This window comes from Ensifer sp. 22460 (assembly GCF_052044935.1).
Taxonomy (GTDB): Bacteria; Pseudomonadota; Alphaproteobacteria; order Rhizobiales; family Rhizobiaceae; genus Ensifer.
This window is the reverse complement of record NZ_JBQENZ010000015.1, coordinates 1-22,416: the sequence shown is the minus strand read 5'-3', so window position 1 is coordinate 22,416 and position 22,416 is coordinate 1. Positions and strand designations below refer to the sequence as shown.

Here is a 22,416-nt window from a genome sequence, read left to right as displayed (position 1 = left end):
ATGTGCGAGGACGCGTATCGAACGGTTTTGTCAGGCATTTTCGTCTCCAAGAAGCATCGACTGCAGCCGCAGGCGGGCGATTTTCTCCACCTGCGCGCAAGCGGTTTCAAATTCCTCTTCGGGCGAATTGTCAATGCGGCTTTCGAAGGAGGCGAGAATCTGACCCTTGGTGAGCCCCTTCACGGCGATGATGAAGGGGAAGCCGAATTTCTTCGTGTAGGCATCGTTCAGCGCCGTGAAGCGCTGATGTTCCTCGGGCGTCAACCGATCGAGGCCAGCAGACGCCTGCTCGGCGGTCGAGTCTGCCGTAAGCTTGCCCGCGATCGCCAGCTTTCCGGCGAGATCCGGGTGGGCGCGCAGCACTTGCAGCTTTTCGCGCGGCAACGCCGCACGAAAAGCCTGGCAGAGCGCCGAATGCACGTTGCCCGCCATCAAACCCGCCGCCGCGGCGCGATCGTAAGCGCGTTCGGCCACCCAGGGCGAATGCTCGAACACGCCGCCGAAACGGGCGACGAAGGCGTCGCGGTCGGACATCAGAGCGTCCCTTCCGGCTTGTGGTGCTGGTACCAGTGGTTGGCGATGTCGATGCGCCTGGGCACCCAGACCTTATCGTGCGACATCACGTAATCGATGAACCGGGCAAGGGCTGCGGCGCGGCCAGGGCGGCCGACGAGCCGGCAGTGCAGACCGATGTTCATCATCTTGGCATCGCCCTGACGGCCTTCCTCATAGAGCACGTCGAAGCTGTCCTTGAGATAGGTGAAGAACTGGTCGCCGGAGTTGAAGCCCTGGTTGGTGGCAAAACGCATGTCGTTGGCATCGAGCGTATAGGGGATGATCAGATGCGGCTTGTCGGCCGGCAGCCCCGGCACCCAATAGGGCAGTTCGTCGGCGTAGCTGTCGCAGGAATAGAGGAAGCCGCCCTCCTCCAGCACCAGCTTCAGCGTATTGGCCGAAGGCTTGCCCTGGTAGATGCCGAGCGGGCGCTCGCCGGTCAGTTCCGTATGCAGACGGACGACTTCGCGGATATGCTCGCGCTCGACCTCCTCCGGAAAATCCTTGTATTCCAGCCAGCGCAGGCCGTGGCTGGCGATTTCCCAGCCGGCTTCCTTCATGGCCGCAACCGCTTCCGGATTGCGCGCCATGGCGAGCGTCACGCCGTAGACCGTCAGCGGAACGTTACGGCTCGTGAACATGCGCCACAGCCGCCAGAAACCGGAGCGTGCGCCATATTCGTAGATCGATTCCATGTTGAGATTACGCTGTCCCTGCCAGGGCTGCGCGCCGACGATCTCGGACAGCAGACATTCGGACGCCGCGTCGCCATCGAGAATGCAGCTCTCGCCGCCCTCCTCGTAGTTCAGCACGAACTGCACGGCAATGCGCGCATCGCCCGGCCAGTTTGCCTTCGGCGGATTGCGGCCGTAGCCAACGAGGTCGCGCGGATACTTAGTCTCAGACATCAAATCACCCTTCGATTTTTCCAGAACGGTATCACCGCCGACCGGATTGTCGATACCGAAATGACGTGAGGCGAGGCAGCGATATCGTCAGGATCTGGGCTGAAATCGCCAGAAAAGCTCGACTCAAGCCCAGGTTGAGGGATTATCTGAAACGACGTTAAATGGATCGACAAATCGAGCGGCCTCGTTGAGATGAAATCCTACATTCAAACGCTTCGCGAGAAAATCGGCACCAGCCTTCTCCTTTGTCCGTCGGTGGCAGCCGCCATACTTGATTCCGATGGCCGGATTCTGCTGCAGGAGAAAACAAGCGGCGAAGGCTGGAGTTTGCCGGCAGGCGCAATCGAACCAGGTGAAATGCCGGCGGAAGCCTTGGTCCGGGAGGTGATGGAAGAAACGGGCTATCCGGTCTCGATCGAAACGATCCTAGGCGTCTTCGGCGGGAAAGAGTTTCGGCACACCTACCCGAACGGCGACCGTGTCGAATACGTGGTTACCCTGTTTAGGTGCCGGATCATCGGCTGTCAGACCGCGATCACCGACGGGGAAACAAAGTCGCTGCGCTACTTCTCGCAAGCGCACATGCCGCCACTGGGCTTGCCTTATCCAATTGCGCTCCTGTTTGGAGACAACTCCAATGGCGACAGGTCTAGCGATGCGCCATCAATGCCGCGACGATGAGCGGCAAGGGCCGGATCGATCCCGAACCAACAGAGGGATCGGCGGCAACGCGTTTGGCGCGTTCGGCGCGCGCATTCGTAGAGATCTTGCCGAGCGGGTGCTGCGAATGTACACGCAGGGGCGCGCCGGTCTCCTGCTCGACGAACAGGGCAAGACTGCCGATGGCAAGCGGCGTCGACAGGCATGGCTCGAACAGGTCACGAAGCGGCGCCTCGACCTGGCGCAGCGCATCCGACGCCAGCGGGCCAGTCAACATCATGTGGAAGCGGTACTCGTCCATCACATGAGGATCGCCCCAGCGATGCAGATTGGAAAACTGCGGTGCGGACAACCGATCCGGATCGGAGCGCTCGATCTCGTCTTCACTGAGCGGCGCACGAAAAGCATCGAACTCCTGAACGATATTGGCTGCCAGCAGATGCATCACGGTGCTCGGGACCTGCGGCATCAGTCCGAAGCACCGGCCGATGCGGGCGACCTCCAGGCGATCGATTTCGAACGGTGTCTGCGCGCCGGCAAAATGCATCAGCGCCTTCAGGAGTTGTGATTCCGTCATATCCGGATGCAGACGAAACGGCGACATCATCACCGCATGGAAACCGAAGCGGCGCGGTACGGCCGTATGGTAGGCGATGTCGGCAGAACTCAGGCCCGCAACCGAAGGCAGCTCCGTCGGTTCGCCGGAATAGACGTTGCGCCCAAGCCAGCTTGCGGCGACCGCGGAAAGCGAGTCGGCCATCGGCGGCGTAAAACAAATGGCGTAGCGCATGTCTGGCTCCGGTTATCCGTGTCGAGCGGGACGAGGAAAAGTGCCTGCGGTTTTCCGCCCCGCTCCAATGAGATCGATCACGCTTATGAGTATCGATCCGACCCGGGATCTTCGTGATCTATTGGCCGCGTCTTAGGTGATTTGCGTGACAGATTGACGAAGTGGATCGTGCAAAACCACGCGATCCCACCGGTTTGCGCACCAGATTTTCGGAACCATCCGGCCCAACGGCCGTTCACTCAAGGTAACAATCAAGGATGGAGAAGAAGCGTGAGCTATCACAACGCAAACCTGCAGGATGCCCGGATCAAGGAAACCCATGACCTGATCGCGAGCGACAAGGTTGAAGGCACGAAGGTCTATGGCTCCGACAACAAGCACATCGGCTCGATCGAGCGCGTGATCATCGAAAAACGCAGCGGTCGCGTTGCCTACGCCGTGCTCGGTTTCGGCGGCTTCCTTGGCCTTGGCGAAGACCACTATCCGCTGCCCTGGGCGAAGTTGACCTATGACGAAAACCTCGGCGGCTATCGCACCGACGTTACGCGCGATCAGGTCGAGCGCGCGCCGAAACTGGAACGAGGAAAACGGCCGTCGCGTCTACGACTACTACGGCGTGCCACCCTACTGGATGTAAGGTCGAACTTTCGAATGTCCGAATATGTGAGGCTCCGCCTGCGGCGGGGCCCTTCCCATGCCCAAGCCTAGAGATGCTTCTCGCGAAGCGCCGCGATGTGGTTCCGGCACAGGAAGGATTCCGGCAGATCGAGCGTCGGGAGACCGGCGATCTCGTCGACAACGAAGCGCGCCAGCTGATGCGCAATCCCGAAGCTCACCTTGAAGCCGCCGGTCAGCACGGAAATGTTCGAATGGTCAGGGTGCCGCCCGACCATGGGTTCGCGCCCCGCCGACTTTGGCCTGAGCCCGGCCCAACGCTCGACCACCTCCGCATCCGCCAGACGCGGCGCCAGCAACGTGGCGCGTCGAAGGAGATCGTCGAGTTGTTCGTCCGTGGACAGTGGATCGGCAAAGCTGTTCTCGCTGGTGCTGCCGATCGCCACATGGCCATCGTCATGAGCGATGATGTAGACGCCGTCGGTGAAAATAACCGGCAGGCCTGGATCGACATCCGCCTTCAAGAGCGCGGCCTGGCCCTTGACGGCCGTGCCGCTCGTCGCTTTCAGCGGCCCCGACACGGCATCGATCAGCGGGAAACTGCCGATGCCGGCAGCGATGATGCAATGGTCGAAGCTGAGCCGGCTGCCATCGTCACGCTCGGCCCTGCCGTGCGCCGGAAGGATGGCGCGCACGCCCGAGCCTTCATCGATCTGAACATTCTGCAACTGCAACAAGGCGGCACGCAGGGCCGACAGCGTGCGGCGCGGCGACACCCGCGCGGCGAGCGTATCGAAAACGACGCCATGCGCCGTTGCCTCCGTGCCTGGCCAACCCTCCGGGCCGCCCTCCTGGACATGCCAGAAGAATTGCCGGTCGCCCGCGCGCCATTGTTGTCGCGCGTCCTGCTCATGCCGGAGCGCAATGTCGCGTAAGTGCGGCTTGGCGAGCGGCATCAGCCGCCCGGTGCGGCGATAGCCGGTCGACACCCCCGCCTCGGCTTCGAGCTGCGCGATCTCCTGTTCTAGCGACACCAGCGCTTCGAACTGGAATTGTTTCTTGGCATTCCGGCGGTCGGGCATATGCGGCATGAGCGCGCCCAGCAGGCCGCCGCTCGCGCCGGCACCGATCGCCTGTTGCTCGACGAGCCGCACAATCATGCCCTTGCGCGCGGCGGAAAGGGCGGCCCACAGCCCCATGATGCCGCCGCCGACGACCAAAAGCTCGCTCATCGATTGACCTTCTCCGGCCGGCGGATTATCGCCTTTGCCATGACAGGACCAGCAGACCCGATCGACCCGCCAGCGCACCAAAACCTTGATTGGCACGAGGGCGATATGCCCTATTCCCGGGAGTTTGGCGATCACTTTTATTGCCGCACCGATGGGCGGCTGGAATGCGGCCACGTCTTCCTTTCTGGCAACGGCCTGCCGGATCGCTGGGTCGGCGTGGGCACCTTCCGCATCGGCGAACTGGGCTTCGGCACTGGGCTCAATTTCTGCGAGACATGGCGCCAGTGGAAGATGACCGCGACCGCCGCCGACCGCCTGCATTTCGTCTCGTTCGAGCGGTTTCCCATGGCCGCCGACGAGATTTCCCGCGCGCTCAGCCACTGGCCGGAAATCGATGCGGAACGGCTGGCCCTGGTCTCCCGCTGGCCGGCAGACCCCGACGGTGACCTCCGCATCGACTTTAGCGACGGCGTCAGCCTCACGGTCGTCTGCGGTGCGGCGCTCGAAGGTGTCGCCCGCACCGAACATCCGTTCGACGCCTGGTATCTCGACGGTTTCGCCCCCTCGCGCAATCCCGACATGTGGTCGGAAGAGCTGATGCGGCACGTCTTCGAAAAAACCGCGCCCAGCGGCAGCTTCGCGACCTATGCGGCCGCCGGTTTCGTCCGCCGCAATCTTCAGGCCGCCGGTTTCGTCGTCGAAAAACGCAAGGGTTTCGCCGGCAAGCGCGAGATGCTGCGGGGCGACCGCTCCTACTGCATGTCTCCTTAAATCGATCTCGATTTAAGGAGACATGCAGAAAATCAAAGTGCTACAGCGACCTTTGCGCGTCTGATAAGACGCGCGGCGCTGTAGGCGCCCCGCCCCGATTTCGATGTGTCTTGAACGGTTGCGCCATCGCACTGCGAAAATGCGTCAGCGGAAACGATTTACTCCACAAGAGAACTGAACTGTCGCAAATGGCGGGCCATCGCCGCCGAGAATCTGCGACACAACCCCATCGGCAACACGGTGGGTCCTTCATGAACGACGATCAGTTTCCCGATGCAGCAACCGGTGATGCGGCCTCGACCCCGCTGGAGCGGCGACGCAGGCCAGGTGGCCGCGGCGCTGAGCGGACCCGCAAGTCCACAGGCGGAAAATATCTCAATCTTGTCAATACGCTGGCAAAGTCCACGGTGCTTTCGGAAGATGCGCTCGAAGCGATCCATGACGCGTCGCTGACCATCCTCGAAGAGATCGGCATGGACATCATCCTGCCGGAAGCACGCGACCGGATGAAGGCCGTCGGCGCCGACGTGACGCCCGGCACCGACCGAGTGCGCTTCGACCGCGGGCTGATCATGGACATGATCGCCTCCGTGCCTCCGGCCTTCACGATGCACGCCCGCAACCCGGCGCGCAACGTCGCGATCGGCGGCAACAATCTCGTCTTCGCCCAGATCGCCAGCGCGCCCTTCGTCGCCGATCGTGATGGCGGCCGCCGCACCGGCAACCATGAAGACTTCCGCAAGCTGGTAAAGCTCGCCCAGTCCTACGACATCGTGCACACGACCGGCGGCTATCCGGTCGAGCCGGTCGATCTGCATGCCTCAGTCCGCCACCTCGACTGCCTCTCCGACATGGTGAAGCTTACCGACAAGGTCTTCCACGCCTATTCGCTTGGGAAGCAGCGCAACACCGACGGCATCGAGATCGCCCGCATCGGCCGCGGCATCTCCATGGAGCAGATGGAGCGCGAGCCTTCGCTGTTCACCATCATCAACACCTCCTCTCCGCTACGCCTCGACGGACCGATGCTGCAGGGCATAATCGAGATGTCCTCGCGCAACCAGGTGGTGGTGGTCACGCCCTTCACATTGGCCGGCGCGATGGCACCGGTGACGATCGCCGGCGCGCTGGTCCAGCAGAACGCCGAGGCACTTTGCGGCATCGCCTTCACCCAGATGATCAGGCGCGGCGCGCCTGTCATGTATGGCGGTTTCACCTCGAACGTCGACATGAAGACCGGCGCACCCGCCTTCGGCACGCCGGAATACATGAAGGCGGTGGTCGCCGGCGGCCAGCTCGCCCGCCGCTACAACATCCCCTACCGCACCTCGAACACCAATGCCGCCAACACGCTCGACGCTCAAGCCGCCTACGAGTCCGCCATGTCGCTCTGGGCGCTGACCCAGGGCGGCGGCAACTTCGTCATGCATGCCGCCGGCTGGACCGAGGGCGGGCTCACGGCCTCCTTCGAGAAGTTCATTCTCGACGTCGACATGCTGCAGATGGTGGCGGAGTATTTGACGCCGCTCGATATCAGCGAGGATGCGCTCGGCCTCGATGCAGTGCGCGACGTCGGCCCCGGCGGCCATTACTTCGGCACGCTGCACACGCTGCAGCGCTACGAGACCGCCTTCTATTCGCCCATCCTTTCCGACTGGCGCAACTTCGAGACCTGGACAGAAGCCGGACGGCCGACCACGTACGATCATGCCAACCGGATCTTCAAGCAGAAGCTCAACGAATATGAGCGCCCGCCGCTCGATCCTGCGATCGAAGAGGAACTTGATGCCTTTGTCGCCAGACGCAAGGCAGAGGGCGGCGTCCCGACGGACTTCTGACGGAGCGCCGCGATGGCTGATTGCACGAGCAGCCGCTAGTATGGAGGCGAGCCCTACAAGCCGGGCTCAGGGAAAGACGGCAGCCCGCGCCGTAGCGATCAGTTGATCCGTGGTTGAGGCGACACAATTGCGGTCAATCTCAGCGACCGTCCGCTCCCTGACATGCGCGGACAGGTGTTTTCTGAAATCGCCGAGGGTCCTTGGGGCGGCGCAGATCACGAGGCTGTCGAAAGCGTGGTTGGCGGCGTAACTTTCGAGCCTTTCAGCAACGTCGGCGACGAAGCGCTGCTGCTCCTCGCGAACGGGATCGCTCTTGTATTCCATGGCGGAGCGGCCGTGCCCGTCGGACGAGTGCGCTCTGCCCGGCTTATCCGCCATGATGTCCTGAACGCGTTTCGGTTCGGTGTGAAAAGTTTCCTCGTCCGGCCGCTGGCGTTCCTCCTTCAACAGGTTCACGCCCTTGACGATGCGCGCGGTGTTGCCATCCGCGACCAGTATCCATGTCCGGTTCTGCACGATTGTCTCCCAGTGAAAGGTGTTGATCGTGGCGGGCCGAAGAGGCCCTTGAAGGAAACGCGCGAGGCTCGGTTCGGTTCCATCAAAACGCCGCTCAGCACCAATTGTTTCGGCCTGTAACGGCGATCACATCCGTGCGACATAGGCCTCGAAGCTGCGCTCCGCTGTCACCTCGTAACGCTCACGCTCGACGTGAACGGAGCTGATCCTGTCGACGCGAAAATCGCGGAAATCCGACCTCAGCTCGCACCAGCCCGTCAGCAGCCAGAAGTGGCCGAAGACGCTTAAGCCCAGCGGCCAGATGATCCGCTCGGAGTGCTCGTTCTTGAGGCTGTCATAGCTGAGGCGAAGCTTGCGCCGCTCCGCGATCGCCTGGCGCAGATCGCCGAGCAGTGCCGGCGGTTCCGGCTGGAGCGCCGAGCGGAAGGCGCGAAGTGGTGCCGCCATCAGCCGCTGCCGGTGTTCGGGAGGCAAGCCGTGGGCGATCTTCTCCATCGCCTCGCGCGCCGATCGAGCAAGCCGCCCGTCGCCCAGCATCTGCACCGCTCTGGCACCGAAGGCGAGCGCTTCGAGCTGCTCGAAGGTGAAGGCGAGCGGCGGCGCGTCGAAGGCCCCGCGCAGCAGATAGCCGACACCACGCTCGCCGTCGATCGGCGCGCCGGAAGCGATCAGATGCTCCATGTCGCGATAGATCGTCCGCTGCGCGACCTCCATTTTCTCGGCAATCTCCCGCGCCGTCATCGCCCGGCCGGTCGCGCGCAGGAGCTGGATGATGCGAAACAGCCGGTCGGCGGGTCTCATGCATGGCCTCCCTTCGCCATTCTCTCCCACGTTTGAAAGGGCTATAGCGACCGTCCGGCACGCACAAGCATGCCAGTGTCGACTATGGCCATAAGGCTGTCAGTTGCCCTATGCTAAATCAAGCTCCAACAGACATGGAGCATGAACATGACCAGCGACCACATCCTTGAGCTTGCCGTTTGCATCGTTCTCGACAAACCCGCGGCGACAGCCACGCGCCGCCGGGCGATGCAGGCCGTTTCCCGCTACCCCGGGTTCGTCTCCTGGCGCGCCGTCGATTCCTGCGAGACCTCGGGCATGTTTGCGGACCTGGTCGAATGGGAGACGCTGGAGGCCGCCCAATCGGCCGGTGAGCGCGTTCGGGTCGATCCGGAGTTTGCGCCTTACGCGGCGACGATCAGCGCGGTAATGCTGGTGCAGCATTTTACCGACGGCCAGAAGATCTGAGCGGCCAGAAAAACGAGCGAAGGACTGCCGAGCGATGGCCGAGCCACTGAAGAACCTGCTGCACCCCGGCGTCGTCACCGATATCGCCGACCGGATCGCCCGTGGCGCCAGCGTCTTCGATCGGGAGAAATTCCTGCGGCTCGCGGGCGATGGCCTCGAAACGCTGGAACTGATGCAGCGTTCGCTCAAGATCCGTGATGCGCTGGTCGAAACACTGCCGCAGCCGTTCGCCGAAGCGGCCGCCATTCTTGCGGCCTGCCTGCCCCGAGACGATGCGCCCGGTCTCAGCGGCTGGGCATTGCTCCCCCTCAGCCAGTACGTCGCCTTGCGCGGCCTTGGGGAGTTCGACCTGTCGCTGTCGCTGCTGCGTGCACTGACGCCGCATTTCACCGCCGAGTTCGGCATTCGCGTCTTCATCGACCGCGATCAGGACCGCGCTCTTGCCACGATCCACTCCTGGACCCAAGACACCAACCATCACGTCCGCCGGCTGGCGAGCGAAGGCACGCGCCCGCGCCTGCCCTGGGCAATGCGGCTGCCGAAACTCATCCGCGATCCGAAGCCAATCCTGCCGATCCTGACGGCCCTTCTCGACGACCCCGAGGACTATGTGCGCCGATCGGTCGCCAACAGCCTCAACGACATCGCCAAGGACCATCCGGATCTGGTGGTGGCTTTCGTCGCGGGGCATATCGTCGACGCATCACCGGAGCGCCGCCAGTTGCTGCGCCATGCCTCGCGCACGCTCCTGAAGCATGGCCACCCGGACGCGCTTGGCAATTTCGGCTTCGCTCCCCCGGCCGGCATCAATGCCAGGTTCTCACTCGACCGCTCCGAGATCGTGCTCGGCGAAAGCGTCGGCCTGCGCCTGGCCGTCAGTCATGACGCCGAGACGAGCCAGAAGGTGATGATCGATTACGCCGTGCATCACCGCAAGGCGAACGGTGCGACATCGCCGAAAGTGTTCAAATGGACCTCGGCGACGCTTGAGCCCGGCGGCTCGATCGAGATCGAAAAGCGCCATGCGATCCGACCGATCACCACCCGGCGTTACTATCCGGGCGCGCACCGCATCGTCATCCTCGTCAACGGCCAGGAAGCGGCTGAAGCCGGCTTTGATCTCGCGCTGGAGTAGATCTCATTTCGCACCTGCGAAAAGATGCACCTTGACTTTTTCGCCCAAAACGACGACATGGTGCCCAGCGTCACCTTCAGGCCGCCGCGTGAGCGCGCCCTCGGCACCACAGAAAGCCGTGAAGAAGGAAAAGCGCACCCATACGCCGTAAGCGGCGACAGCACAGGCGCTTGACGACTTTTTTCTTAACCCACAAGTTCCCAATTCACGCGGGGTTCTTGACGCCAAACGACACCGGAACAGCAAGGATGCGGTTCCGGCGAATGCGTTTGGCGCCCCCAAAAGGTATATGCATTTGTCCACCTTTAAAGATCTCGGCCTCTCCGAGCACATTCTGGAGACCCTGTCCGCCAACGGCTTCGAAAAACCGACGCCGATCCAGGCGCAGGCAATTCCTCAGGTGCTGAAGGGCAACGATCTCATCGGTCTCGCCCAGACCGGCACCGGCAAGACGGCCGCCTTCGGCCTGCCGATGATCGAAAAGCTCGTTGCCGAAGGCAAGCGCCCCGATCCGCGCAACATCCGCGCCCTCGTACTTGCCCCGACCCGCGAACTGGTCAACCAGATCGCTGCCAACCTCAAGCTCTTCGTCAAGAAGTCTCCGCTGAAAATCGGCGTTGTCGTCGGCGGTGTCTCGATCAACAAGCAGACCGAGCAGCTCGCCCGCGGCGTCGACATCCTGGTCGCAACACCGGGCCGCCTGCTCGATCTCGTCAACCGCAAGGCCGTGACGCTGACGCAAGGGCGCTACCTCGTCCTTGACGAAGCCGACCAGATGCTCGACCTCGGCTTCATCCACGACCTGCGCAAGATCTCCAAGCTCGTGCCGAAGAACCGCCAGACGCTGCTGTTCTCGGCCACCATGCCGAAGCAGATTGCCGAGCTTGCCGGCGAGTACCTGACCAACCCGATCAAGGTTGAAGTCACACCTCCGGGCAAGGCCGCCGACAAGGTCGAACAGTATGTTCACTTCGTTCCCGGCAAGGACCTGAAGACGACCATCCTCAAGAAGACGCTGACCGACAATCCGGACGGCCTGTCGCTGATCTTCAGCCGCACCAAGCATGGTGCCGAGAAGCTGATGAAGCACCTCGACCACGTGGGCTTCAAGGCCGCCTCGATCCACGGCAACAAGAGCCAGGGCCAGCGCGAGCGGGCACTGAAGGCCTTCCGTGATGGCGAGATCCGCGTGCTTGTCGCCACCGACGTCGCCGCCCGCGGCATCGACATCCCCGGCGTCACCCACGTCTACAACTATGACCTGCCGGAAGTGCCTGATGCCTATGTTCACCGCATCGGCCGCACCGCGCGCGCCGGCCGCGACGGCATCGCGATTGCCTTCTGCGCTCCGGACGAAATCCGCCTGCTGCGCGACATCGAGAAGCTGATGGGCATCAACATTGCTGTTGCCAGCGGCGAAGCGCCAGCCGACCAGGCCCGCCCCTCCAAGAGCCGCAGCGGCCGAGGCAATAACGGCGCCGGCCACCGCAAGGGCAATGGCGGCGGCCAGCACCAGAACGGCGGCCGTCCCGCGCGCCGCGAACGCCCCGCCGGCGAGCCGGTGGCAGCGACCAGCGGCTTTACCGGCGACGACCTGTTGCGCGACGATCGCCGCCCGCAGCGTCAGGAGCGCCGCGACCATGGCCATCCGCAAAACGACGGCCGTGGCGAAGGCAACCGCAATCACGAAGGCAAGAAGCACCACGGACGTCCCGGCCAGAAGCAGGGCGACCGTCGCGACCGCAACCATGGCGGCCGCACCGAAAACCGTGGTGGTGGCGAGCGTCGCGAAGGCGGCCAGGGCCAGCGTCGTGGCAACGGCGGCAACCGCGGCCACCAGGGCTGATTTCTAAAAATCGCTGAAATGAACGGCGGGCCTAAGCGACCCGCCGTTTTTTTATGCCCGCTGCTTGCGGTTGGTAAGATAAACGCCCGCGACGGCGATCACCGTTCCGATGACCATCGGCAGCGTCAGCGCTTCGCCGAAGAAGAGCCACGCCTGCACTGCGGCAAGCGGCGGAACCAGATAGATCAGCGACGCCGCGCGGGACACCTGGCCGCGGCGGATGAGATAGAGCAGCAGCGCAATCGCCCCCATCGAAAGCCCTAGGACCGACCAGGCGAGTGCGAGCACGACCTGGAGGTTCCAGGTGACGTGCAGATCTTCCAGCATCAGCGCCAGCGGGATCGTCACGATCAGTGCCCCGAGATACTGAAGCGCTGCGATGCTGCGAATGTCGCCACTCTGCAGATGGCGCTTCTGATAGAGCGTGCCATAGGTGACGGCGGCCATGCCGAGCACGTTGACGATGACAGGCAGGAGGTGGATCGGCGTCGCGCCGGTATCTATCGCCAGCACCTTCGGCAGCACGGCTAGCGCAATGCCGAAGAAACCGAGCACCAGTCCGAGCTTCTGTTGGGTCGTCAGCTTTTCGTCGATCACGAAGGCCGCCGCGACGGCAGTCATCAACGGCTGCAGGCCGGCAATGATGCCGGAGATACCGGCGGGAACACCCTCACCGATCGCCCACCAGACGGCGCCGAGATAGAGCCCGTGCAAAAACATGCCTGACACCACGGCATGGCCGGCCACCGACCAGGACTTTGGCCACCGGGCGCCGGTGACGATGCAAAACAGGATGAAGAGCACGATCGCCAGCGTGTAGCGCAAAAGCAGAAAGGTCAGCGGATCCGCATAGGCAGCCGCATATTTCGCGACGACCCAGCCGGTCGACCAGAGCAGAACGAAGATGGCGGGAGCCAGGCGGGCGAGCATGATGGGCCTATCGGATGACGGCGGCAGATCGGCGGCGTGCAGCCCACGGAAGGCGGCCTCAAGTCGCTGAATACTCTGATCTACCGGATGATTTCGAGCCTAATCATTGCGATTTAGGCATTGAGGCAAGTAGACGCGACCACACTGATGGTCAAAGCAATTTTTCTGATGGCAAGCATCAGCCAATCGGAACCATCAGCCGGAGCGAGGAAAGCGACAGCGAAACGAAGCCGGGCTCGTACTCCTCGCGATAGTGCAGCACGGTGGTATCGGCAGCGTGTCCCTCAGCCGCCATCCAGTCGAACATTCTCTGATAGTGGGCAAAGGCGTCGCCGCTTTCCGGATGATGCAAGGCGGTGACAAAACGCATGGCCGGGAGGTCGACATGGCCGGGATGAACCGTTGTCTCGGCCTTGTCGGAGATGTAGCCGACAAGATAGCGGAAGCCGTCCGGGCGGTCGTTCCAGGAAAGGCCGACCAGCGCCGCATGATCCCCCGGGTGAAGATGTTGGTGGTGCCCCTGCATCTCAGCGATCAGCCGGCGCACGGCTCCATCGGCCGCCTCACCAAACGTGCCTTCCCAAAACGAGCCGGCTATACGCTGGGCCGGTCTTTCAACGATTTCGAACGCCATGACCACCTCATCAAACGAAGGTCCTGCAATTTTTGGCCTGTCACACGAAGGCCAATCGCAGGAGTAGAACGGAATTTGCCTCAAAGCAGTTCCACGAAGGCGCGGGCCGCGTGGCTGAACTGCCTCTCGCGATGGGTCAAGAGTTCGAAATTGCGCTCCGCCAGTTCAAACGGCAACTCGACCAGCCGGCCGCTATCAACGAAGGGCTGGGCGGCGAGCCGGGACACGGCCGTGACGAAAGGACCGCTTTCGACGGCCGTCAGTACCGCTTCGTTCGAAGGCAGCTCGAGCTCGATCTTCAACCCGTCAAGCTCCGCTCCATAATCCCCCATCGATTGCAGGAACATTGCCCGCGTGCCGGAGCCCTCTTCACGCAGCACCCAGCGCGCGGCAAGCAGCATCTCCAGGTTGACCGGGGCGCCGACAAGCGGATGCATGGGCGAAGCATAGACCGCGATGCGATCGACCGCGACGCGGCGGTGGTCGAGCTTGGCACCATCGACCCGCCCTTCGACGAAGCCGAGCTGCACCGTCCCCTCCTCTACCGCCTCGGCAACGACGGCGGTGTTGCGCACGGTGAGTTTCACGTCGACCTGCGGATAGTCGTGGGTGAAGCGCGCCAAACGCGCCGGCAGCCAGTAGCTCGCAACCGTCTGGCTGGCGGCGATCGACAGTTCGCCGCGGCGAAGCTGGGATAGATCGTTGAGGCAGGCGGTGGCCGCGGCCGCCCGGGCGAGAACCGCTTTTGCCTCCGGCAGGAAGACCTTGCCGGCATCGGTCAGCGTAAGACCGCGGCCGACACGATCGAACAACCGCACGTCGTGCTGGGTTTCAAGCGCGGCGATCGCGGCACTCGCGGCCGACTGGGTGACGTTCATCGCCTCGGCGGCTTTCGTCATGTGCAGCCGCTCGGCGACCGCGACGAAGATTCTAAGCTGATCGAGTGTCATGGCAAATCAATCGCAAAAATCGATCAGAATGACAAGAATAATCCGTTAGACTGATTCATGGATCGGCGTAGGTTGCGCGCCATGTCCAGATCGCATCCCACATTTCGCTCCGCATTTTCCTCCGCCTCCTCCCGCCTGACCTGCATTCTTCCGGGCCTTTTCCTCTGCTGCCTCGTCGCGCTCGCGGCCATCGGCCTTGAATGGATCGAGTGGCGCTGGACAGGTCGCGCATGGCTGGAGGCCCTCGTTCTTGCCATTCTGCTTGGCGCCACCGTCCGCACGATCTGGACGCCCAGCGCCCGCTTCCTCTCCGGCATCCATTTCTCCGCCAAGGTTCTACTGGAGACCGCAATCGTCCTGATCGGCGCCATGCTGAGCTTCGACGCGATCGCCGAAAGCGGGCCGACCCTGCTTGTCACCATCGTCGCCATGGTTGTCATGTCGATCGCCACCGGTTACCTGATCGCCCGTCTACTCGGCCTGCCGAAGCGGCTCGCGACATTGATCGCCTGCGGCAACGCCATCTGCGGCAACTCGGCGATTGCCGCCGTCGCTCCCGCAATCGGCGCCCGCGGCGAAGAGGTTGCCGCCGCCATCTCCTTTACCGCCATTCTCGGCATCGCCGTCGTCCTGTCTCTGCCCTTCGTCGGCGGCTGGCTCGGCATGACGCCACAGGGCTACGGTGTCTTTGCCGGCATGACCGTCTATGCCGTGCCGCAGGTTCTCGCCGCTGCCAGCCCTTTCAGTTCGCTCTCGGTTCAGGTCGGCACGCTCGTCAAGCTCGTGCGCGTGCTGATGCTCGGCCCCGTCGTCTTCTGTTTCTCGCTGATCGGCGGCCGCGATGCTGAACCTGAAGCCGCGCCGGGCGAACGCCGCACAGTGGGATCGCGCCTCGCCACGGTCGCCCACTTCGTCCCCTGGTTCATCCTCGGTTTCCTGGTCGTCGTCATTGCCCGCAATAGCGGCGTAGTCCCCGACCCGGTCGCGACAGGCGCCGTGAAGGTCTCCACCTGGCTGACCGTCATCGCCATGGCCGCTCTCGGCCTCGAGGTCGACGTCCGCACGCTCGCCAATGCCGGCCCGCGCGCCAGTGCCGCTGCCCTGCTCTCGCTTCTCGTGCTCTGCATCCTGTCAGCGCTCGCGATCGCTTGCCTTGGCCTCGGCTAGCACCGAAAACCGGCGCCCAATTTTAGAGCATATGCATATTTTGCAGCCGCTCGGCCGCCACACCTTTCGGCGGTCGAATCCCGCTGCCGGGTTGTTGGGCAGTTTTCCCCGTGAATGGGCGAGAAGATCGATGCCAATTTTCTTTTCCGGCGACTGAGCACGCTTCTTGCATTGCAACCAGCGTTGTACTCAAATGGTCAAAAATAAGGGGACCACGCCTTTGGCATTTGACGAAATGATGAATGCGGACAGCAGTCCGCGCCAGCCATATTCGACCTATCATGAATGGTATGCCAGCCAGGACAAAAATCGGCTCATAGCCAAATCCAGGGAAGCCGAGAACATATTCCGGAAAACCGGCATCACCTTCGCGGTCTACGGACACGCAGACTCATCCGAAAAGCTCATCCCCTTCGACCTCATCCCCCGCATCATTTCCGGCCGCGAATGGCGCAAGCTCGCCCAAGGCATCGAACAGCGGGTCATCGCGCTCAACGCCTTTCTCGACGACATCTACCACAAGCAGGAAATCATCCGCGCCGGACGCGTGCCGCGAGAGCTGATCGAGAAGAACGTCGCCTTCCTGCCGCAGATGATCGGCTTCAGGCCGCCGGGCGGCGTCTACACCCATATCGTCGGCACCGACATCGTGAGAACAGGTGAAGATCAGTTCTACGTGCTCGAGGACAATGCGCGCACGCCATCCGGTGTCAGCTACATGCTGGAAAACCGGGAGACGATGATGCAGATGTTCCCCGAACTCTTCCATCAGAACCGCGTGCGCCCGGTGGAGAACTACCCGAATCTCTTGCGCCAGAGCCTGGCGTCGCTGGCACCCCCCGGCTGCAGCGGCAAGCCGCGCGTCGCCGTGCTCACGCCCGGTATCTACAACTCCGCCTACTATGAACATGCCTTCCTCGCCGACATGATGGGCGTCGAACTGGTCGAGGGTTCGGATCTGCGCGTCATCGACGGCAAGGTGAAGATGCGCACCACCCGCGGCTACGAGGCGATCGACGTGCTTTACCGCCGCGTCGACGACGACTTCCTCGATCCGCTCACCTTCCGTCCGGATTCGGCGCTTGGCATTCCCGGCATCATGGATGTCTACCGCGCCGGCAACATCACAATTGCCAATGCGCCCGGCACCGGGATTTCCGACGACAAGGCGATCTATTCCTATATGCCCGAGATCGTCGAGTTCTATACCGGCCGCAAGCCACTGCTTGAAAACGTGCCGACCTGGCGCTGTTCCGAGCCACAGAGCCTGAAATACGTGCTCGAACATCTGGAAGAGCTGGTGGTCAAGGAGGTGCACGGATCCGGCGGTTACGGCATGCTGGTCGGCCCGACCGCCAGCAAAAAGGAGCGCGCCTTCTTTGCCGAAAAGCTGAAGAGCCGCCCGACCAACTACATCGCCCAGCCGACGCTTTCGCTTTCCACCGTGCCGATCCTCGTCAACAAGGGTATCGCGCCCCGGCACGTCGACCTTCGCCCCTATGTCCTCGTCTCCGACAAGGTGCAGATCATTCCCGGCGGCCTGACGCGCGTGGCACTCAAGGCTGGTTCGCTCGTCGTGAACTCCAGCCAGGGTGGCGGGACCAAGGACACCTGGGTACTGGAGGACTGAGACCATGTTGGGAAGAACTGCAAACGGTCTCTACTGGATGTTCCGCTACATCGAACGCGCCGAAAACAGCGCCCGACTGATCGATGCCGGTCTGCGCATGGCGCTGACCCGCAGCGAAGCGACGGAGGGCGACTGGGACGGCGTGCTGCAAAGTGCGGGCGTGCGCGAACTCTACGACGAAGTGCACGAGACGCTGACGAGCATCGACGCGATCGATTTCCTTTTGCGCGACCGCGCCAATCCGTCGAGCGTGATGTCGTGCATCGAGGCGGGACGCCACAATGCGCGCATGGTCCGCACTGCGCTGACGCGCGAGACCTGGGAAGCGACGAACGAATGCTACCTCGAAATGAAGACGATCCTCTCCAGGAAGGCCCGTCCGACCGACATGCCCGAGATCATCGATACGATCAAGCGCCGCGCCGGCCTCATCCGTGGTGCCTTCCACGGCACGATGCTCCGGAACGAGATCTTCAACTTCTCGCGCATCGGCACCTTCATCGAAAGGGCCGACAACACCGCCCGCATCCTCGACGTGAAATACTACGTGCTCCTGCCGGCAGTCGCCGCCGTCGGCTCGTCGATGGACAATGTTCAGTGGGAATCGATCCTGCGCTCGGTCTCGGCCCACCGCGCCTATGGCTGGGTCTATGATGCCGAGCTCCGCCCCGCCAACATCGCCGACTTCCTGATTTCCAACGGCCGCATGCCGCGCTCACTTGCCTATTGCTACGAGAAGATCGCCAGTAATCTCGGTTACCTCGAACGAGAATATGGCGAGCGCCACGCCGCCCACGACACGGCCGACCGCACGCTCGCGTCGCTGCGCAGCCAGTCGATCAAGGACATCATGGATGTGGGCTTGCACGAATATCTCGAAGACTTCATCAGCCACAACAACCGTCTGGGACAGGAAATCTCCGACGGTTACCGGTTCAACTGAGTTCGGGAGGATGGCATGCACCTGAAGATCAGCCACACGACCGAATACCACTATGACGAACCCGTGCAATACGCGCTGCAGCGCCTGCGGTTGACGCCACTGACCCAGGCCGGCCAGACCGTTCTCGGCTGGGATACCCTTGTCGATGGCGCGGCAATCGAAGTGAGCTACGACGACCACTTCGGCAACCGGGTTCATCTCGTCAGCGTCGACGGCGACCGCGACGCGATCCGCATCACCGCCTCCGGCGAGGTCCATACGGAGGACCGCGCCGGCGTCTTCGGGCCGCACCAGTCCTACGTACCGCTCTGGCTCTATGCCCGCGAAACGCCTTTGACCAAGGCCGGCAAGCTGATCCGCGAACTCGCAAAATCCGCCGAAGGCGACACCGACCTTGCCCGCATGCATGCGCTGATGGAGACAATCTACAAGGCGGTGGAATACAAGCCCGGCGAGACCCACGCGGAGACGACGGCCGAGGATGCGCTCGAAAGCGGCAGCGGCGTCTGCCAGGACCACGCCCACATCCTGATCGCAGCGGCGCGCTCGCTCGACCTGCCGGCGCGCTACATCTCGGGCTATCTGATGATGGAAGGCCAGCCGGATCAGACGGCAAGCCACGCTTGGGCCGAAGTGCATCTGAACGGGCTCGGCTGGGTCGGCTTCGACGCCGCCAACAAGATCTGCCCCGACGATCGCTACGTTCGCATTGCTTCCGGCCTCTGCTACCGCGACGCCGCGCCGATCTCCGGCCTGATCCATGGGGAGGCCAAGGAGACGCTGAAAGTTTCGGTCACCGTCGAGCAAAAGCAGCAAAGCCAGAGTCAGAGCCAGTCACAAAGCCAGTAGCCTCTGCGCCAGTAACCTCTTCGATGGGGCGCCATCGACGCCCTATCGAAAGCTGGATCTCCCGGCATGAAAGCCGCAGACACCCGCCCGGTCGTTTGTATTTCTAGATCACTTCATTGTTTCATCGAAACACTGAAGTGATCTAAGTCTTTGAAATTACGCAATTCCTGACGGAAACCGTTTCGCACTTTTCCTGGAATTGCTCTAGCGCGAGGCGCTCGCCTGCAGGATGCGGCAGAGCGAAACCAGTCCGCCGTCATAGCCGCCACTGACCACGTCGCGGCAACGCTTGATGAGCTTGACCCGTTCGGCGCTCGACAGCTTGTTGAACGCTGTGAGCGGGGCGCCTGGAGAAACTGCGCCACCGGAACCAACACCTGCACCGCCACCGCCGGTATTGACGTCGAGGCCGGCAGTCAGGCCACGTCGGCCACCAACACTGGCGTCAACGGAAGAGTTGAGCCCGTTGTCACCGCCGAGACCGATATCGGCATCCGCGTTGATGCCATTGCTGCCACCGACGCTCGCCTGCGCATCGGCGTTGACGCCGCGCGAACCGCCGACCGTGGCATTGGCGGCGGCGTTGACGCCGTTGGCACCGCCCAGCGACGCGTCGACGTCGGCATTCACGCCGTCCGATCCTCCGAGCCCCACACTGGTGTTCAGCCCGTTCGCTGCGCCGACGGACAGCCCGACACCGAGACCATCGCGCTCCGCGCTTTGGCCAAATGCCGGCGCGGATAACGCCACCGTCGCAAGAAGACCCAGCGACAACGCAAGCACATTCTTCCGCATGATCGTCCTCCTTCTCAAGCGTAGGGCCGGAATGACCCAGGCTAGAGGAGACGTCGGAAGATCAAGTCTGGTTGCGCTGACTCTACCGGAAGCCAAACGTTTCGGAGGTTGTAGATAATACAAACCGAAGACGTGCAAAGATTGCGCTTCTTTTTGAAACGACTGGCCGGAGCGCGAATGGAAATGCCGCACCGACGAGCGGTGCGGCATTGCACGCCAGCAAACAGAAAAGTCAGTGGCTGTCGCGGTTCATCGGGATTTCCGAGCCGCGCGGGCCGACGAGGAAGTCGAGATCCGCCCCCGTATCGGCCTGCATGACCGTCTTGACGTAGAGACCGCCATAGCCGCCGGCAAGCGGCTTGACCGGCGACACCCAGGCCGCACGACGACGGGCGAGTTCCTCGTCCGAAATGTCGAGGTGAATGGTGCGGGCCGGCACGTCGACGGCGATCATGTCGCCGTTCTCGACCAGCGCCAGCGGGCCACCATCGGCCGCTTCCGGTGCCGTGTGCAGGATGACCGTGCCATAGGCCGTGCCGGACATACGCGCGTCCGAAATGCGGATCATGTCGGTGATGCCCTTCTTCAGCACCTTCGGCGGCAGGCCCATATTGCCGACCTCGGCCATGCCCGGATAACCCTTCGGGCCACAATATTTCAGCACCATCACGCAGGTCTCGTCGATGTCGAGATCGTCGCGGTTGATGCGGGCGTGATAGTCCTCGATGCTCTCGAAGACGACCGCGCGGCCCTTGTGCTGCATCAGATGCGGCGAAGCGGCCGATGGCTTCAACACGCAGCCCTTCGGTGCCAGGTTGCCACGCAGAACAGCGATGCCGCCCGACTGCGTCAAGGCCTTTTCGCGCGGCACGATGACGTCGTCATTGTAGTTGGTGACGTCCTTGACGTCGTTCCAGATCGTGTCGCCGGTCACGGTCAAGGCATCCTTGTGCAGGAGACCCATTTCGCCGACCGCCTTGATCACGACCGGGAGACCGCCGGCGTAGTAGAACTCCTCCATCAGGTATTTGCCCGACGGCTGGAGGTTGACGATCGTCGGGACGTCGCGGCCGAGGCGATCCCAGTCGTCGAGGCTGAGATCGACGCCGATGCGGCCGGCAAGCGCCAGGAGGTGCAGCACGGCGTTGGTCGAGCCGCCGACGGCGCCGTTGACGCGGATGGCATTCTCAAAGGCTTCCTTCGTCAGAATGTCGGACGGCTTCAGGTCCTCCTTCACCATGTCGACGATGCGGCGGCCGGAGAGCTGGGAGATCACTCGACGGCGTGCGTCGACGGCAGGAATGGCCGCGTTGCCGGGCAGCGTCATGCCGAGCGCTTCGGCCATCGAGGCCATGGTGGAAGCCGTGCCCATGGTCATGCAGCTTCCGGCCGAACGGGCCATGCCCTGCTCGGCGTCCATGAATTCTGCCAGCGACATCTCGCCGGACTTCACCATCTCGGAGAACTGCCAGATCGCCGTACCGGAGCCGACATCCTTGCCGCGCCATTTGCCGTTCAGCATCGGGCCGCCGGAGACGAGAATAACCGGGATATCGACGCTGGCAGCCCCCATCAGCAGGCTCGGCGTGGTCTTGTCGCAGCCGCCGAGCAGCACGACGCCATCGACCGGATTGCCGCGGATCGCCTCTTCGACGTCCATCGCTGCAAGGTTGCGGAACATCATCGCCGTCGGACGTAGCGTGCTCTCGCCGACGGAGAACACCGGAAACTCGACCGGGAAACCGCCGGCCTCATAGACGCCACGCTTCACCCGCTCGGCGAGATCACGCAGATGCGCATTGCACGGCGTCAGCTCCGACCAGGTGTTACAGATGCCGATGATCGGCCGTCCATCGAACGTATCGGCCGGCAGGCCCTGGTTCTTCATCCAGGAGCGATGCATGATGGCATTCTTGCCGGTGCCGCCGAACCAATCCTGCGAACGCAGCTTGCGCGGCCATTCAGCTTTCTTCTTCATCTTATCCTTCCTTAGGCGGCCCGCGCAGCCACGCGAGCCTGTGACGGCGCCCGTTAGGCGAGCGTGTATGCCGTCTTGACGGTTGTGTAGAATTCGGCGGCGTAGCGGCCCTGCTCGCGCGAACCGTGGGACGAGCCCTTGCGGCCGCCGAACGGCACGTGGAAATCGACGCCTGCCGTCGGCAGGTTGACCATCACCATGCCGGCCTCGGCATTGCGCTTGAAATGGGTCGCATGCTTGAGGCTGGTGGTGGCGATGCCGGACGACAGGCCGAAGGGGGTGTCGTTGGCGACGGTGAGCGCCTCGTCATAGTCCTTCACCCGGATCACCGAAGCGACCGGCCCGAAGATCTCTTCCCGCGAAATGCGCATCTGATTGGTCGCCTCGGTGAACAGCGCTGGCTGCAGGTAGAAGCCGGGCGTGTCG

Annotated in this window: 22 protein-coding genes and 1 pseudogene; 11 read left to right on the top strand and 12 right to left on the bottom strand. The window is 62.9% G+C overall.

Features of this window, described 5'->3' with window-relative positions; all coding sequences use genetic code 11:
- Positions 1-30: 30 nt before the first annotated feature.
- Both uraD and puuE read right to left on the bottom strand, forming a co-directional pair.
- Entirely contained in the window at positions 31-534 is a 504-nt protein-coding gene (uraD, locus tag ACTJKM_RS19125; RefSeq protein ID WP_058326515.1) for a 2-oxo-4-hydroxy-4-carboxy-5-ureidoimidazoline decarboxylase, read from the bottom strand.
- Entirely contained in the window at positions 534-1,463 is a 930-nt protein-coding gene (puuE, locus tag ACTJKM_RS19120; RefSeq protein WP_057254309.1) for an allantoinase PuuE, read from the bottom strand. Before puuE ends, uraD begins: the two co-directional genes overlap by 1 nt.
- A 192-nt stretch (positions 1,464-1,655) precedes the next feature.
- On the opposite strand from puuE, the gene ACTJKM_RS19115 reads away from it, so the two are divergent.
- Positions 1,656-2,144 carry an NUDIX domain-containing protein gene (locus tag ACTJKM_RS19115; protein WP_058326514.1) on the top strand — a complete coding sequence of 163 codons (489 nt, stop codon included), beginning with the start codon at positions 1,656-1,658 and terminating at the stop codon, positions 2,142-2,144.
- Here the strand turns inward: ACTJKM_RS19115 and ACTJKM_RS19110 are convergent.
- Complete coding sequence (locus ACTJKM_RS19110; protein ID WP_058326513.1) at positions 2,113-2,913, bottom strand: DUF1045 domain-containing protein; 801 nt, start codon at positions 2,911-2,913, stop codon at positions 2,113-2,115. The genes ACTJKM_RS19115 and ACTJKM_RS19110 overlap by 32 nt on opposite strands.
- A gap of 270 nt (positions 2,914-3,183) precedes the next feature.
- On the opposite strand from ACTJKM_RS19110, the pseudogene ACTJKM_RS19105 reads away from it, so the two are divergent.
- A pseudogene (locus tag ACTJKM_RS19105) lies at positions 3,184-3,550 on the top strand (PRC-barrel domain-containing protein).
- Between the two features lie 67 nt (positions 3,551-3,617).
- On the opposite strand, the gene ACTJKM_RS19100 reads toward ACTJKM_RS19105, so the two are convergent.
- Positions 3,618-4,760, bottom strand: coding sequence for an NAD(P)/FAD-dependent oxidoreductase (locus ACTJKM_RS19100; protein WP_058326511.1), 1,143 nt, complete (start codon positions 4,758-4,760; stop codon positions 3,618-3,620).
- Positions 4,761-4,799: 39 nt separating this feature from the next.
- On the opposite strand from ACTJKM_RS19100, the gene mnmD reads away from it, so the two are divergent.
- Positions 4,800-5,531, top strand: coding sequence for a tRNA (5-methylaminomethyl-2-thiouridine)(34)-methyltransferase MnmD (gene mnmD / locus ACTJKM_RS19095; RefSeq protein WP_058326566.1), 732 nt, complete (start codon positions 4,800-4,802; stop codon positions 5,529-5,531).
- A gap of 251 nt (positions 5,532-5,782) precedes the next feature.
- Entirely contained in the window at positions 5,783-7,369 is a 1,587-nt protein-coding gene (locus tag ACTJKM_RS19090; RefSeq protein ID WP_058326510.1) for a trimethylamine methyltransferase family protein, read from the top strand.
- Positions 7,370-7,435: 66 nt separating this feature from the next.
- Here the strand turns inward: ACTJKM_RS19090 and ACTJKM_RS19085 are convergent, their stop codons facing one another.
- Positions 7,436-7,885, bottom strand: coding sequence for a host attachment protein (locus tag ACTJKM_RS19085; RefSeq protein ID WP_058321185.1), 450 nt, complete (start codon positions 7,883-7,885; stop codon positions 7,436-7,438).
- Between the two features lie 126 nt (positions 7,886-8,011).
- Positions 8,012-8,686, bottom strand: coding sequence for a helix-turn-helix transcriptional regulator (locus ACTJKM_RS19080; protein ID WP_058321186.1), 675 nt, complete (start codon positions 8,684-8,686; stop codon positions 8,012-8,014).
- A gap of 147 nt (positions 8,687-8,833) precedes the next feature.
- On the opposite strand from ACTJKM_RS19080, the gene ACTJKM_RS19075 reads away from it, so the two are divergent.
- The 3 genes from ACTJKM_RS19075 to ACTJKM_RS19065 all read left to right on the top strand — a co-directional run bounded on the left by ACTJKM_RS19075 (position 8,834) and on the right by ACTJKM_RS19065 (position 12,114).
- Entirely contained in the window at positions 8,834-9,133 is a 300-nt protein-coding gene (locus tag ACTJKM_RS19075) for a hypothetical protein (RefSeq protein ID WP_057252963.1), read from the top strand.
- Positions 9,134-9,167: 34 nt separating this feature from the next.
- Entirely contained in the window at positions 9,168-10,268 is a 1,101-nt protein-coding gene (locus ACTJKM_RS19070; RefSeq protein ID WP_058326509.1) for a DNA alkylation repair protein, read from the top strand.
- Between the two features lie 295 nt (positions 10,269-10,563).
- Positions 10,564-12,114 carry a DEAD/DEAH box helicase gene (locus ACTJKM_RS19065; RefSeq protein ID WP_058326565.1) on the top strand — a complete coding sequence of 517 codons (1,551 nt, stop codon included), beginning with the start codon at positions 10,564-10,566 and terminating at the stop codon, positions 12,112-12,114.
- A gap of 51 nt (positions 12,115-12,165) precedes the next feature.
- On the opposite strand, the gene ACTJKM_RS19060 is transcribed toward ACTJKM_RS19065, so the two are convergent.
- From ACTJKM_RS19060 to ACTJKM_RS19050, 3 genes are all read right to left on the bottom strand, one after another.
- Complete coding sequence (locus tag ACTJKM_RS19060; protein ID WP_058326508.1) at positions 12,166-13,044, bottom strand: DMT family transporter; 879 nt, start codon at positions 13,042-13,044, stop codon at positions 12,166-12,168.
- 178 nt (positions 13,045-13,222) lie between these two features.
- Positions 13,223-13,678 (bottom strand): GyrI-like domain-containing protein, encoded by a 456-nt coding sequence (locus tag ACTJKM_RS19055; protein ID WP_058326507.1) that lies wholly within the window; start codon positions 13,676-13,678, stop codon positions 13,223-13,225.
- An 80-nt stretch (positions 13,679-13,758) separates the two neighbouring features.
- Positions 13,759-14,628 carry a LysR family transcriptional regulator gene (locus ACTJKM_RS19050; protein WP_058326506.1) on the bottom strand — a complete coding sequence of 290 codons (870 nt, stop codon included), beginning with the start codon at positions 14,626-14,628 and terminating at the stop codon, positions 13,759-13,761.
- Between the two features lie 81 nt (positions 14,629-14,709).
- Here ACTJKM_RS19050 and ACTJKM_RS19045 point away from each other — a divergent pair, with 81 nt between their 5' ends.
- From ACTJKM_RS19045 to ACTJKM_RS19030, 4 genes are all read left to right on the top strand, one after another.
- Positions 14,710-15,795, top strand: a complete 1,086-nt coding sequence (locus ACTJKM_RS19045; protein WP_197423417.1) for a YeiH family protein — start codon at positions 14,710-14,712, stop codon at positions 15,793-15,795.
- Between the two features lie 235 nt (positions 15,796-16,030).
- A complete protein-coding gene (locus ACTJKM_RS19040; RefSeq protein WP_058326564.1) occupies positions 16,031-17,425 on the top strand; it encodes a circularly permuted type 2 ATP-grasp protein in 1,395 nt (464 codons plus the stop codon).
- Between the two features lie 4 nt (positions 17,426-17,429).
- Positions 17,430-18,368 carry an alpha-E domain-containing protein gene (locus ACTJKM_RS19035; protein ID WP_057252951.1) on the top strand — a complete coding sequence of 313 codons (939 nt, stop codon included), beginning with the start codon at positions 17,430-17,432 and terminating at the stop codon, positions 18,366-18,368.
- A 15-nt stretch (positions 18,369-18,383) separates the two neighbouring features.
- Positions 18,384-19,217 carry a transglutaminase family protein gene (locus tag ACTJKM_RS19030; protein ID WP_057252949.1) on the top strand — a complete coding sequence of 278 codons (834 nt, stop codon included), beginning with the start codon at positions 18,384-18,386 and terminating at the stop codon, positions 19,215-19,217.
- A gap of 204 nt (positions 19,218-19,421) precedes the next feature.
- Here the strand turns inward: ACTJKM_RS19030 and ACTJKM_RS19025 are convergent, their stop codons facing one another.
- From ACTJKM_RS19025 to ACTJKM_RS19015, 3 genes are all read right to left on the bottom strand, one after another.
- Positions 19,422-20,012: a hypothetical protein gene (locus ACTJKM_RS19025; RefSeq protein ID WP_057252947.1), complete on the bottom strand. Its 591-nt coding sequence runs from the start codon at positions 20,010-20,012 to the stop codon at positions 19,422-19,424.
- Positions 20,013-20,244: 232 nt separating this feature from the next.
- Positions 20,245-21,990 (bottom strand): L-arabinonate dehydratase, encoded by a 1,746-nt coding sequence (araD, locus tag ACTJKM_RS19020; RefSeq protein ID WP_057252945.1) that lies wholly within the window; start codon positions 21,988-21,990, stop codon positions 20,245-20,247.
- A gap of 53 nt (positions 21,991-22,043) precedes the next feature.
- Positions 22,044-22,416 (bottom strand): aldehyde dehydrogenase family protein (locus ACTJKM_RS19015; RefSeq protein WP_440660726.1); only part of this gene is annotated, 373 nt, incomplete at its 5' end.